The organism is Nocardioides taihuensis (assembly GCF_042657275.1).
Classification (GTDB): Bacteria; Actinomycetota; Actinomycetes; order Propionibacteriales; family Nocardioidaceae; genus Nocardioides; species Nocardioides taihuensis.
In genome coordinates, this window is record NZ_JBHSKD010000009.1 from 310622 (window position 1) to 322755 (window position 12134).

Genomic DNA, 12134 nt, shown 5'->3' on the forward strand with positions numbered 1-12134 from the left:
GGGAGGAACCGTGGCGTTCCAGGAGGTCAAGCTCTACCAGACCGGCACGTTCGTGGTCGGCAACCGCCTGCTCGACGACGACCAGCGCTCCGTGCAGGCCCGGATGGGCCGCAGCAACTCGCTGACGTCGGGCCACCGCGCCTGCCAGGGCTGCGGCGAGGCGCTCGGCGCCCGCTACGTGCTCGACGCCGCGATGCGGGCCACCGACGGCAAGCTGGTCGCGGTCAACTCGACCGGGTGCCTCGAGGTCTTCTCGACCCCCTACCCCGAGTCGTCGTGGCAGCTGCCCTGGCTGCACTCGCTCTTCGGCAACGGCCCGGCGGTCGCGTCCGGGGTCGCTGCTGCGCTGCGCGCGACCGGCCGCGACGACGTGCGCGTGCTCGGCCAGGCCGGGGACGGCGGCACCGTCGACATCGGCTTCGGCACCCTGTCGGGGATGTTCGAGCGCAACGACGACGTGCTCTTCGTCTGCTACGACAACCAGGGCTACATGAACACCGGGGTCCAGCGCAGCGGCGCCACCCCGCCCGCGGCGAGAACCGCCAACACCAAGGCCCTGGGGCCCGAGCCGGGCAACGCCTTCGGGCAGGGCAAGTTCGTGCCACTCATCGCGATGGCGCACGAGATCCCCTACGTCGCGACGGCGACCGTCGCGGAGCTGCGCGACCTCGAGTACAAGGTCGAGAAGGCGATGACCTTCCGTGGCGCCCGCTACCTGCACGTCTTCGTCCCCTGCCCGCTCGGCTGGGGGGCGGCGTCCTCCGACACGATCAGGCTGGCGCGGCTCGCCAAGGAGTCGGGACTGTTCCCGGTCTTCGAGGCCGAGGGCGGCGAGGTCACCGAGGTGTCGCACATCCGCCGGCAGGTGCCCGTGGAGGAGTACCTGCGCCCGCAGAAGCGCTACGCCCACCTGTTCGGCGATCCCGGCCGGCCCGACATCGTGGCCCGGCTGCAGGCTCTGGCGGACCACACGATCGAGCGGTTCGGGCTGGTCGACGCCGGCGACGGAGGTGACGAGTGATGGAGAAGCCCTTCGCGATCACCCTCGACGTCGGGTCGAGCCGTGCCAACAAGACCGGCTCGTGGCGCACCGAGCGCGCGGTCTACGTCGACCGGATGCCGCCGTGCAACGACGCCTGCCCCGCGGGCGAGAACGTCCAGCTGTGGCTGTACGACGGCGAGGAGGGCGGGGCCGGGTACGAGCGCGCGTGGCGCACGATCATGCAGGACAACCCGTTCCCCGCCGTGATGGGACGGGTCTGCTACCACCCGTGCGAGACGGCCTGCAACCGCGGCCAGCTCGACGAGGCGGTCGGCATCAACTCCGTCGAGCGGTTCGTCGGCGACGAGGCGCTGCGCCAGGGCTGGAGGGTCGAGGTCGAGGTGCCGGCGACGGGCCGGCACGTCCTGGTGGTCGGCGCCGGACCGTCAGGGCTGTCCGCGGCCTACCACCTCGCCCGCCTCGGGCACACGGTCACGGTCAAGGAGGCCGGCCCGATGGCCGGCGGCATGATGCGCTTCGGCATCCCCCGCTACCGGCTGCCGCGCGAGGTGCTCGACGCCGAGGTGCAGCGGATCCTCGACCTCGGGGTGACCCTCGAGCTCGACGCCAAGGTCACCGACCTGATGGCGGTCAAGGAGGAGTACGACGCCGTGTTCCTCGCCGTGGGCGCCCAGCTCGGCAAGCGGGCCTACCTTCCGGCCGGGTCCGCGGCGCACGTGCTCGACGCGGTCGACATGCTGCGCGGGCTCGAAGCGGGCGAGCAACCGCTCCTCGGCCGCCGGGTCGCCGTCTACGGCGGCGGCAACACCGCGATGGACGCCGCCCGGACCGCGAAGCGGCTCGGCGCCTCGGAGGCCGTGGTGGTCTACCGCCGCACCAAGGACCGGATGCCCGCCCACCCCTCCGAGATCGCCGAGGCCGAGGACGAGGGCGTGCTCTTCACCTGGCTGACCACGATCAAGCAGGTCGACGCCGGCAAGCTGGTCGTGGAGCGGATGGAGCTCGACGAGAGCGGCTTCCCGCAGCCGACCGGCGAGCTCGACGAGCTCGACGCCGACTCCCTGGTGCTGGCGCTCGGCCAGGACACCGACCTCTCCCTGCTCGACGGCGTGCCCGGGCTCGTCGTCGAGGACGGCGTCGTCAGCGTCGGCCCCGACCTGATGACCGGGTGCCCCGGCGTCTTCGCCGGCGGCGACATGGTGCCCGCCGAGCGGTCGGTCACCGTCGCGGTCGGGCACGGCAAGCGGGCCGCCCGCCACATCGACGCCTGGCTGTCGGGAGCCGCGCCTGAGCCCGCCCCGCGGCCGGCCCTGGCGTCGTACGACACGTTGAACACCTGGTACTACGCCGACGCGCCGCGCGCCCATCGGCCGCTGCTCGACCGGGCACGCCGCGAGTCGACCTTCGACGAGGTGGTGCTCGGTCACGACGAGTCGACCGCCCTGCTCGAGGCACGGCGCTGCCTGTCGTGCGGCAACTGCTTCAGCTGCGACAACTGCTACGGCGTCTGCCCCGACAACGCCGTGATCAAGCTCGGGCAGCCGGGCGAGAAGTACCTGATCGACCTCGACTACTGCAAGGGCTGCGGCCTCTGCGTGGCCGAGTGCCCCTCCGGCGCGATCCAGATGGTGCCCGAGGAGATCTGAGGCCGGGAGCCGGCCACCGACTGCATCGCCCCACCCCCGTGAGGGCGATGCGGTCGGTCAGCGGCTTCCGAGTCGCGCGTACTCCCGGTCGATGCGCGCGAGCTGTGCGGCCCAGAACTCCGGGTCGTCGCTGTCGAGAGCGGTGGTCCGGGCGATGTCGAGCAGGACGGCGGTCAGCGCGGCCTCGCGCTCGGCGGCCGCGGTCTGCGTCGCCTCCGGGGAGAACCACGCCAGCAGGCCGACCAGCACCGCGACCACCCCGGCCACCGCGGCGGCGTCCCAGCGGTAGTCCTCGGACACCAGCAGGGCCACGCACGTCAGCGCGGCCAGGCCGGCCAGCAGCCACAGCAGCATCTGGTGCAGCCGGCGGGCGCGCACGCGGTGACGGGAGGTAGCGACGAGGTCGCGCTGCACCCGCACCACACGGTCGGTCCACGGGTCGCGCTGCACGGCGGCGGACGAACTCACGGGCGGTCTCCTCGACGGGGGCTACACGCCCGAGCATGCACCGACGAGGTCCAGTCCGGTAGGGGTCAAACGTCCCAGACCTCCCAGCGGTCTGGTCAGGCGGTCGGATCCCCGGCCGCAAGAGTGAGGGTGCGCGGACCGGGGCGGAAGCCCAGGCCGCGGTACACGCGGCCGGGCACCGGGTAACCGTCGTCCCCGCGGGGACAGACCAGCCCGAGGGTCGCGCCCGCGTCGCGCGCCGCGGCCAGGGCAGCGAGGCTGACGGCTCCGGCGAGCCCCCGGCCCCGGTGCTCGGGGACGCACCCGACGGGCTCGACCAGGGCGACACCCGTGGCGGGGTCGAGCCAGGCCAGGCACGAGGCCACCAGCCCGTCATCGGCGTGCTCGACGACGACGTCCAGGTCGTGACGGTACGGCGGCGTCGCCATCAGGCGCTCGTACGCCCTGGTCGTCACGCGCGAGGTCACCGACCACGCGTCCCGGTGCACGGCGGCGCGCGCCTCGGCCTCGCCCGGTCGAACCGCCCTGAGCCGGTAGCCCGGAGGGACCGTCGGCGGCCGGAGCGACACGAGGTCGAGCGTGTGGTGGGTGAACCACGGCGCGTCGGTCTCGACGTACCCGGCCGTCGCCAGTCCTGACAGCAGGTGGTGCTCGGTCTCCAGCACGGACGTCGAGGGACCGGCGCCGGTCCGGCCCCGGGCCCACGCCACCAGCTCCGCCACCAGCTCGGGGCGCTGGGGGTCGACGCAGAGCTCGAGCCAGTCCGACGACTCCAGCCACGCCCAGGCATCGAGCCCGTCACGTCCGTGCACCACGGCGACGGGACCGTGCCGGAGCACCTGCGGCTCGGCGTACCGCGCACTCCAGGCGAGCTGCCCGGGGTGGTGCCGTGACTGCGGGGACCACAGTCGTGACGCCAGGGCCTGCATCGGTCCCAGCGCCTCGTCGATGCCCAGCTCGTGCATCAGCCCCCCACGACGTCGGCCACCCACCCGGCCACGGTGTCCGGGTCGTGGGCGAGCGCGGGTGTCGCCACCACCAGCTCGGTGCGCACGCGGCCGGGCTCGTCCGCGGCCGACCAGGGGCCGGTGAGCTGCAGCCCCTCGCGCTCCATGAACGCGAGCAGCCGGTCGTTGACCGTGGCGGCGTCGCCGGGCGCCCAGACCTCGAAGGTCGGGGTGTGCGGGGGCGTCGGGTGGGGCGTGAGCCCGCGGGACGCGAGCCCGTCGGCCAGGGCCCGCGCCCACGCCAGGCACTCGGCCATCCGCGGCAGGTGCTCGCGCAGCCCCACCAGGCCCGAGATCGCCTCCGGGGTCATCCGGAAGATGGTGCCGCCCATCCGCTTGCGCCACTGGCGCGCCTCGTCGAGGAAGTCCGACGGGCCGACCAGCGCCGCGCCCGCGAGACCGCCGAGTCCCTTGTAGAAGGACACGTACATGCTGTCGGCGAGCGCGGCGATGTCGGTGAACGGCCGGTCCCAGAAGGGCTGGGCCTCCCAGATCCGGGCGCCGTCGACGTGCAGGGCGACGCCCCGCTCGCGGGCGGCCGCGGACAGGGCGGTCAGCTCCTCCCAGGTCGGCAGGGCGCAGCCGGCGTCGCGCAGCGGCAGCTCGACCAGCACCGCCCCGAGTCGTCCCGGTACGGCGGCCAGCCGCTCTGCGGTGGACAGCGTCCGCCCGGTCGTCAGGTGGATCACCTCGAGGCCGTGGAGCAGCCGCGGCCCGTCGAGCTCGTGCACCAGCGGGTGGGCGAGGTCGGGCATCGCCACGCGGCGTACGCCGGCACGGTCGCACCAGACCCGCAGCGCGGCCTGCTGGGCCATGGTGCCGCTGGGAAAGAACGCGGCGCCCCCGGTGCCGAAGATCTCGACCAGCTGCTCCTCGAGCAGCTCCACCGCCCCACGCTCGGCGTACTGGTCGAACCACAGGTCGCGCCGCTCCGCCTCCGCCGCCAGCTCCGCCAGCACCTGCGCCGGCCGGGTGGGCTGGTGCCAGAAGACGGTGCGCTCGCAGGCGCGGGCGGCGGTGCGGTAGCGGTCCCAGTAGTCGTCGCTCACCGGGCCACCCTCGTCGGGTGGCCGGGCAGGCGCAAATCAGTTCCCGCCCTCAGGGCGCGAGCAGCACCAGCGAGCCGAGCGCGAGCAGCCAGCTCGCGAAGCTGCCGACCAGGAAGTACTCGGTGACCTGGTGGATCCGCGCCTGGTCCTCCTTCGACTGCAGCTCGGGGAAGCGCAGCAGGCCCTTGGCCGCGATCACGATGCTCGCGGCGGTGAGCTGGCCGGCCAGGCCGAGGCCGAGGATGAAGACCCGCTCCATCGGGCCGAGCAGGCGGCCGCCCTTGAGCGGCAGCTCGTCGTGGGCGGGGCGCTCGCGCCGCGACGGGTTCATGGTGCCGGTGGCCGTGAGCACGAGCCGGACCACGACGTTGCCCGTCGAGAGCTGCACGAGGAAGACCGCGGCCAGCAGCAGGAAGCGGGTCGGGTCGACGCCCTCGAGCACCGGCACCCCGACCGTGTCGAGCCAGTCGGCGACCAGCCCGCCGACGGGTGCGGCCTTCCCCGAGACGGCGACCGCGCCGGCCAGGGCGACCGCGATCACGAGCAGCGGCAGCCAGGCGGGGCCGCGCCCGAAGCCCCGGGTGACGGTCTGCCCCCACAGGATGACGACCGCGGCGATCGTGACGAGCGCCGCCACGTCGACCGGCTCGGTGAGGCCGGCGGCCAGCCCGACCAGCACGGCGGCGGCGGCGCCCACGCACTCGTCCACCACCGGCACCGGGCGCACGGCGTGGGCCAGGTCGGCCACCGCCACCCCGATCAGCAGCACCGCGATCCAGCTCATCAGCGCACCCCCCGCAGCAGGTCGTCGGCCGCGAGCAGCGCGGCCAGTCCATCGTGGCGCACCCGCTGCGACACCGCGGACGGCGACACCCCCTCCTCGCGCGCCAGCTCGACCTGGCTGCGCCCGGCGAGGACGCCGCGGAGCAGCCGCAGCGAGCGCTCCCCCAGTGATCCCAGCAGGTGGTCCCGACACACCAGCGCCGCGTTGACCGCCGCCGGGTCCGGACCCGCGGCCCCCTCCGCGCGCCGGTACGCCGTGCGCAGGTGGCGCAGCCCGGGACGCGCGGCGCCCTCCGCGGCAGCCTCGATGGCGTCGCGGGCCGCCCACCACCCGGGGCCGTCCTCGACCCGGGGGGACTCCGCGAGCACGCCGACCTCGCCCCACCCGATGCCGTGCCGCTGGTCGCAGGCGGGCAGCAGCGCCACACGCAGCCAGAGGGCGGCGTGCAGCGCGCTGCCGACGTCGTCGAAGCACCCCTGGTACTCGTCGCCGACGGTGATCCGCAGCGGCACGGTGGGCCCGAGGACCTCGTTGCCCTCGTCGAGCACCGCCACCAGCCGCTCGTGGAGGGCCGGCCGGTCGGCCGTCGTCCGCGAGCCGACCAGGTCGCCCAGCAGCGTCGCCGTCGTGCGCTTCATCTCGGGCATATGAAGATCATACCTTCATCTGATCAAAATGTAGGTATGTTCTTCACTCCCAGAAGACCCGGTCGACGACCGCGCGCGTGTGCCGGGTGTGCCGCAGGTAGTCGTTGACCAGGGCGTCGGTGTCGCCCGGAGGGTAGCCCATGATCGAGGCGACCGCCGCGCGCTCGCGGGCATCGCGCGGCAGCTGGTCGCCGGGGCGCCCGCGGACCAGCGTGACCGCGTTGCGGATCCGGCTCACCGTGCGCCACCCGTAGCGCAGGGCCTCGGCGTCCTCGGCGGAGAGCAGCCCGGCCTCGGCCGCCGCCTGCAGCGCGGTCAGGGTGCGCGGGGTGCGCAGGGACGGCACCTCGGCGGCGTGCCGCAGCTGGAGCAGCTGCACCGTCCACTCGATGTCGGCCAGTCCCCCTCGCCCGAGCTTGAGGTGGGTGTGCGGGTCCGCGCCCCGCGGCAGCCGCTCGGCGTCCACCCGGGCCTTGATCCGCCGGATCTCGACCACGTCGTCCTCGCTGAGGCCGGCGGCCGGGTAGCGCAGCGGGTCGACCAGCGCCGTGAACCGCTCGCGCAGGCCCGGGTCGCCGACCACCGCGTCGGCGCGGAGCAGCGCCTGCGCCTCCCAGACCCGCGACCACTTGGCGTAGTAGCCCGCGTAGGACTCGAGGGTGCGCACGAGCGGGCCCTGCCGGCCCTCGGGGCGCAGGTCGGCGTCGACCTCGAGGGCGGGGTCGCCGCCGGGGAGCGCCAGCAGGCGGCGCAGCTCGAGCGCCACCGCCTGGGCGTACGACGCCGCGTCGCCCGCGGCGGCGCCCTCGACCGGGTCGTGGACGAAGAGCACGTCGGCGTCGCTGCCGTAGGAGAGCTCGAAGCCGCCGTAGCGGCCCATGGCCACGATCGCCATCCGGGTCGGCGCGGCGTCGAGGCCGCGCGCCCCGCGCACCGCACGCTCGGCGACCTCGAGGGTCGCCTCGAGGGCGGCGTCGGTCAGCCGCGACAGGCCGGCGCCGACGTCGGCCACGTCGGTCTCGCCGAAGAGGTCGCCGACGGCGATGCGGAACAGCTCGCGCCGGCGGATCGCCCGCACCGCCCGGGCCGCCGCCTCGGGCTCGTCCTGACGCCGGGCGGTGGCGGTCATCTCGGTGGTCAGCGCCTCGGCCGGGAGCGGGGTGAGGTCCTCGCCCAGCATCCGCACCCCCCGCGGCTCGCGCTCGAGCAGGTCGGTGGCGTAGCGCGAGGTGGCCAGCAGCCGCGCGAGGCGCTCGGCCACCTGCCCCTCGTCGCGCAGCGTCGTGAGGTACCACGGGGTGTCGCCGAGCGACTCGCTGATCCGCCGGAACCCGAACAGCCCGGCGTCGGGGTCGGGGGCGTCGGCGAACCACTCGAGCATGACCGGGAGCAACGTGCGCTGGATCGCCGACGACCGCGAGACCCCCGCGGTCAGCGCCTCGAGGTGGCGCAGCGCGCCTGCCGGGTCGAGGTACCCCAGAGCGGCGAGCCGGTCCCCCGCCGCCTCCAGCGACAGCCGCGCACCCTCGCCCGGTATCCGGGCGACCGCCTCGAGCAGCGGCCGGTAGAAGAGCTTCTCGTGCAGCCGGCGCACCTCGCGGCGGTGGTGCTGCCAGGCCGTCTCGAGCTCCGCGGCCGGCTGGCGCTGGAAGCCCATGCTCCGCCCCAGCCGGCGCAGGGCGTCCTCGTCGCCGGGCACGACGTGGGTACGACGGAGCTGGTGCAGCTGGATGCGGTGCTCGAGCGTGCGCAGGAAGGCGTACGCCGCGTGCAGCGCCTCGCCGTCGCCGCGGTTGACGTAGCCGCCACGGGTGAGCTCGTCCAGGGCGCTCAGCGTGGCCGCGATGCGGAGCCGCTCGTCCGCGCGTCCGTGCACGAGCTGGAGCAGCTGCACGGCGAACTCGACGTCGCGCAGCCCGCCCGAGCCCAGCTTGAGCTGGCGATCGGCCTCGTGGGCCGGCAGGTGCTCGAGCACCCGGCGGCGCATCGCCTGCACGTCGGTCACGAACCCCTCGCGCTCGGCAGCCCGCCAGACCATCGGATCGACCATCGCGCGGTAGTCGCCGCCCAGCTCGAGGTCGCCCGCGACCGGGCGGGCCTTGAGCAGCGCCTGGAACTCCCAGGTCTTGGCCCAGCGCTCGTAGTAGCCGCGGTGGCTGGCCAGCGTCCGCACCAGCGGCCCGGACTTCCCCTCCGGGCGCAGCGCGGCGTCCACCGGCCAGATCGTCCCCTCGCCCGTGTGGTCGGAGCAGACCTGCATGAGGTGCCCGGCGAGCTGGGTGGCGGCGCGGGCAGCGGCCGCCTCGCCGATCCCGTCGACCGGTTCGAAGACGAACACCACGTCGACGTCGGAGACGTAGTTGAGCTCGTGGCCGCCGCACTTGCCCATCGCCACCACGGCCAGCCGGGTGCACCGGGCAGCGTCCCCGACCCGGGCGCGCGCCACCGCGAGGGCCGCCTCCAGCGTGCCGGCTGCCAGGTCGGACAGCTCGGCCGCGACGTCGTCGACGGAGTCGTGGTGGGCCAGGTCGCGGGAGGCGAGACGGAGCAGCACGCGGCGGTACTCCACGCGCAGCGCGTCGAGTGCCTCGCGGTCGGGCAGCGAGGCGACCGGCAGGTCGGCGTCGGCATCGGCGCCCACCGAGCGCAGCAGCCCCTCGCGGAGCACGAAGGCGGGGGTCCGGGTCGAGCCGAGTGTCGGGTCGGTCAGCTCGCGCCAGTGCGCCGGGTGGCGCTCGAGATGGTCGGCCAGCGCGGTGCTGGCGCCGAGCACCGAGAGCAGGCGCATCGCGGTGCCCTCGTCGTCGGCCAGCGCCCGGAGCAGGGCGGCGCGGTCCTCGGTGGCGTCGGCGAGCCGCACCAGCCCGTGCAGGGCCTGGTCGGGGTCGGCGGTCCGGCCCAGGATCGCCAGCAGCGGCTCGGTCACCTCGCCCAGCCCGGCCAGCCCGGCCAGCGAGCGCTCGGTGTCCTGGAACCCCAGGCGGAGGAGCTCGCCCTTGCCGGTGCTGGCCCGGGTCATCGTCGTGCCAGCTCGACCAGGCGCCCTGCCAGGGGGCGCCAGCAGCGGTCGAGCTCGGACTGCGCGGCCTCGACCTCGTCGAGCACCGCCTCGGAGTCGATGCCCTTCTCGAGGTGGTCGTCGCGGTCACCCGCGGCCCAGGAGACGAGCACGGCCCGGTCGATCTCGGGGTGGTGCTGCACGCCCCAGGCGCGGCGGCCGAAGCGCACCACCTGCACCTCGCCGCCGGGCATGGCCGCGAGCAGCGTGGCTCCGGGCGGGAGCGCGGTGACCACGTCGGAGTTCCACTGCAGGCCGCGCACGGTGCCGCCGGGCGCGGACGTCACGACCACCCCGAGCAGGTCGTCACCCTCCGCGTCGTCGGTCCACCCGAGGTCGAAGACCCCGACCTGCTGGCCGGTGGCGCAGGGCTCGACCTCGCCGCCGAGGGCGACCGCGAGCAGCTGGTGGCCCAGGCACACCCCGAGCGTCGGCACGTCGGTCTCGACGGCCGCCCGGAGCAGGTGCTTGACCGGGCCCAGCCACGGGGACGTCGCGTCGTCGTGGGCGCCCATCGACCCGCCCAGCACCAGCACCGCGTCGTACGACGGGAGGTCGGCCGCGGCAGGGACCTCGTCGCCGGCCCAGGGGCGGCACACGGCGAGGGTCGCGCCGGCCTCCTCGAGCCAGGTGCCGAGGTGGGCCGGCGGGCACTCCGGCTCGTGCTCGACGACGAGCACCACGGGTCGGTTCTCCACGGTCGCCAACCTAGCCAGCCCTCAGTCGGCGGTGTCGCCCGCGGCACCGGGCAGCAGCGCGACCAGGACCTGGAGGATGCCGACGATCGAGGGCAGGATCCCGAGGACCGACGCGGCGAGCAGCACCCCGACCAGCGCCTGGCACCCGCCGCTGAGGAGGCTCAGGGCGCGCAGCCGGGCGTTGCTGCGGTCGCGCAGCCCGACCGCGGCCACCACGCCCCCCGCCAGGGCCGCGACGCCGACGGCGAGGCCCCAGCGCACGGAGCCGCTGGCGACGGCGGCGCCCGACAGCGCGACCATCAGCCCGGCCAGCACCAGCGCGACCCAGAGCAGGGCCCGCAGCTGGGTGGTGCGGGCGGGACCGTAGGCGGTGGCCATCGGCGCCACGTCAGACGACCGGGAGCATCCGGTCGCGCTCGAACGCGGACACCTGGCCCCGGTACTCCTCCCACTCCTGGCGCTTGTTGCGCAGGAAGAAGTCGAAGACGTGCTCGCCGAGCGTGTCGGCCAGCAGCTCGGAGCTCTCCGCGATGCCGATCGCGTCGTACAGGCTCTTGGGCAGCGGGTCGATGCCCAGGCTCTGCCGCTCGCGCTCGGTGAGCGACCACATGTCGTCCTCGGCCTCGCGGGGCAGCTCGTAGCCCTCGGCGATGCCCTTCATGCCGGCCGCGAGCACCACGGCGTAGGCGAGGTAGGGGTTGCACGCGGCGTCGATCGTGCGCAGCTCGATGCGGGTCGACTGGCCCTTGGCCGGCTTGTACATGGGGACCCGGATCATCGCGGAGCGGTTGTTGTGGCCCCAGCAGATGTACGGCGGGGCCTCGTCGCCGCTGATCAGCCGCTTGTAGCTGTTGACCCACTGGTTGGTGACCACGCTGATCTCGCTGGCGTGGCGCAGGATCCCGGCGATGAACTGGCGGGCGGTGCGCGAGAGCTGGTACTCCGCGCCGGCCTCGAAGAAGGCGTTGCGGTCGCCCTCGAAGAGCGAGACGTGGGTGTGCATGCCCGAGCCCGGGTGCGTGGTGAACGGCTTGGGCATGAAGGACGCCCAGATCCCCTGGCTCAGCGCGACCTCGCGGACCACCGTGCGGAAGGTCATGATGTTGTCCGCGGTGCTCAGCGCGTCGGCGTAGCGCAGGTCGATCTCCTGCTGGCCCGGGCCGCCCTCGTGGTGGCTGAACTCCACGGAGATGCCCATCGACTCGAGCATCGTGATCGCCTCACGGCGGAAGTCGGCGCCCATCGACTGCGCGGTGTGGTCGAAGAAGCCGCTGCGGTCGACCGGCACCGGCTCGACGCCCGGCTGCGGGGTGTCCTTGAACAGGTAGAACTCGATCTCGGGGTGCGTGTAGAAGGTGAAGCCCTGGTCGGCCGCCTTGCCGAGCGTGCGCTTGAGCACGTGGCGCGGGTCGGCGTACGACGCGGACCCGTCGGGCATCACGATGTCGCAGAACATGCGGGCAGTCGACGGCCCCTCGCCGCGCCACGGCAGGATCTGGAACGTCGAGGGGTCGGGCTTGGCGAGCATGTCGGCCTCGTAGACGCGGGCGAAGCCCTCGATGGCCGAGCCGTCGAAGCCGATGCCCTCGGTGAAGGCACCCTCGAGCTCGGCGGGTGCCACCGCGACCGACTTGAGGAACCCGAGCACGTCGGTGAACCACAGCCGCACGAAGCGGACGTCACGCTCCTCGAGCGCCCGCAGCACGAAGTCTTCCTGCTTGCCCATGCGGGCACCCTATCGGCGTGCCGTCCGCACCGGACGAGGGTCTCGACA

General features: G+C 74.3%; 11 protein-coding genes. 2 read left to right on the forward strand and 9 right to left on the reverse strand.

Annotation, left to right across the window (positions count from 1 at the left end):
• Nucleotides 1–10: 10 nt before the first annotated feature.
• Together ACFPGP_RS10945 and ACFPGP_RS10950 are read left to right on the forward strand one after the other, a co-directional pair.
• Nucleotides 11–1021: a thiamine pyrophosphate-dependent enzyme gene (locus ACFPGP_RS10945; protein ID WP_378589990.1), complete on the forward strand. Its 1011-nt coding sequence runs from the start codon at nucleotides 11–13 to the stop codon at nucleotides 1019–1021.
• Complete coding sequence (locus ACFPGP_RS10950) at nucleotides 1021–2649, forward strand: NAD(P)-binding protein (RefSeq protein ID WP_378589992.1); 1629 nt, start codon at nucleotides 1021–1023, stop codon at nucleotides 2647–2649. Before ACFPGP_RS10945 ends, ACFPGP_RS10950 begins: the two co-directional genes overlap by 1 nt.
• Before the next feature lie 57 nt (nucleotides 2650–2706).
• Here ACFPGP_RS10950 and ACFPGP_RS10955 read toward each other — a convergent pair whose 3' ends face one another.
• The 9 genes from ACFPGP_RS10955 to ACFPGP_RS10995 form a co-directional block, all read right to left on the reverse strand.
• Complete coding sequence (locus ACFPGP_RS10955; protein WP_378589993.1) at nucleotides 2707–3117, reverse strand: hypothetical protein; 411 nt, start codon at nucleotides 3115–3117, stop codon at nucleotides 2707–2709.
• 95 nt (nucleotides 3118–3212) lie between these two features.
• Nucleotides 3213–4082 carry a hypothetical protein gene (locus ACFPGP_RS10960; protein WP_378589995.1) on the reverse strand — a complete coding sequence of 290 codons (870 nt, stop codon included), beginning with the start codon at nucleotides 4080–4082 and terminating at the stop codon, nucleotides 3213–3215.
• Nucleotides 4082–5173 (reverse strand): threonine aldolase family protein, encoded by a 1092-nt coding sequence (locus ACFPGP_RS10965; protein WP_378589996.1) that lies wholly within the window; start codon nucleotides 5171–5173, stop codon nucleotides 4082–4084. The genes ACFPGP_RS10960 and ACFPGP_RS10965 overlap by 1 nt, the downstream gene beginning before the upstream one ends.
• Nucleotides 5174–5222: 49 nt before the next feature.
• The gene (locus tag ACFPGP_RS10970; RefSeq protein WP_378589998.1) at nucleotides 5223–5957 is read right to left on the reverse strand and encodes a hypothetical protein; all 735 of its coding nucleotides are present in this window, start codon (nucleotides 5955–5957) and stop codon (nucleotides 5223–5225) included.
• Nucleotides 5957–6604 (reverse strand): SatD family protein, encoded by a 648-nt coding sequence (locus ACFPGP_RS10975; RefSeq protein WP_378590000.1) that lies wholly within the window; start codon nucleotides 6602–6604, stop codon nucleotides 5957–5959. Before ACFPGP_RS10975 ends, ACFPGP_RS10970 begins: the two co-directional genes overlap by 1 nt.
• 43 nt (nucleotides 6605–6647) lie before the next feature.
• Nucleotides 6648–9623 (reverse strand): bifunctional [glutamine synthetase] adenylyltransferase/[glutamine synthetase]-adenylyl-L-tyrosine phosphorylase, encoded by a 2976-nt coding sequence (locus tag ACFPGP_RS10980; protein ID WP_378590002.1) that lies wholly within the window; start codon nucleotides 9621–9623, stop codon nucleotides 6648–6650.
• The gene (locus tag ACFPGP_RS10985; protein WP_378590003.1) at nucleotides 9620–10360 is read right to left on the reverse strand and encodes a type 1 glutamine amidotransferase; all 741 of its coding nucleotides are present in this window, start codon (nucleotides 10358–10360) and stop codon (nucleotides 9620–9622) included. The genes ACFPGP_RS10980 and ACFPGP_RS10985 overlap by 4 nt, the downstream gene beginning before the upstream one ends.
• A 21-nt stretch (nucleotides 10361–10381) precedes the next feature.
• Nucleotides 10382–10738: a hypothetical protein gene (locus ACFPGP_RS10990; protein WP_378590005.1), complete on the reverse strand. Its 357-nt coding sequence runs from the start codon at nucleotides 10736–10738 to the stop codon at nucleotides 10382–10384.
• Nucleotides 10739–10748: 10 nt separating this feature from the next.
• The gene (locus ACFPGP_RS10995; RefSeq protein ID WP_378590007.1) at nucleotides 10749–12086 is read right to left on the reverse strand and encodes a glutamine synthetase family protein; all 1338 of its coding nucleotides are present in this window, start codon (nucleotides 12084–12086) and stop codon (nucleotides 10749–10751) included.
• Between the last annotated feature and the right edge of the window lie 48 nt (nucleotides 12087–12134).

Coding starts and splice junctions, on each gene's coding strand:
- ACFPGP_RS10950 (WP_378589992.1), top strand. CDS start 1,021: ATGGAGAAGCCCTTCGCGATCACCCTCGACGTCGGGTCGAGCCGTGCC.
- ACFPGP_RS10960 (WP_378589995.1), bottom strand. CDS start 4,082: ATGCACGAGCTGGGCATCGACGAGGCGCTGGGACCGATGCAGGCCCTG.
- ACFPGP_RS10970 (WP_378589998.1), bottom strand. CDS start 5,957: ATGAGCTGGATCGCGGTGCTGCTGATCGGGGTGGCGGTGGCCGACCTG.
- ACFPGP_RS10975 (WP_378590000.1), bottom strand. CDS start 6,604: ATGCCCGAGATGAAGCGCACGACGGCGACGCTGCTGGGCGACCTGGTC.
- ACFPGP_RS10980 (WP_378590002.1), bottom strand. CDS start 9,623: ATGACCCGGGCCAGCACCGGCAAGGGCGAGCTCCTCCGCCTGGGGTTC.
- ACFPGP_RS10990 (WP_378590005.1), bottom strand. CDS start 10,738: ATGGCCACCGCCTACGGTCCCGCCCGCACCACCCAGCTGCGGGCCCTG.
- ACFPGP_RS10995 (WP_378590007.1), bottom strand. CDS start 12,086: ATGGGCAAGCAGGAAGACTTCGTGCTGCGGGCGCTCGAGGAGCGTGAC.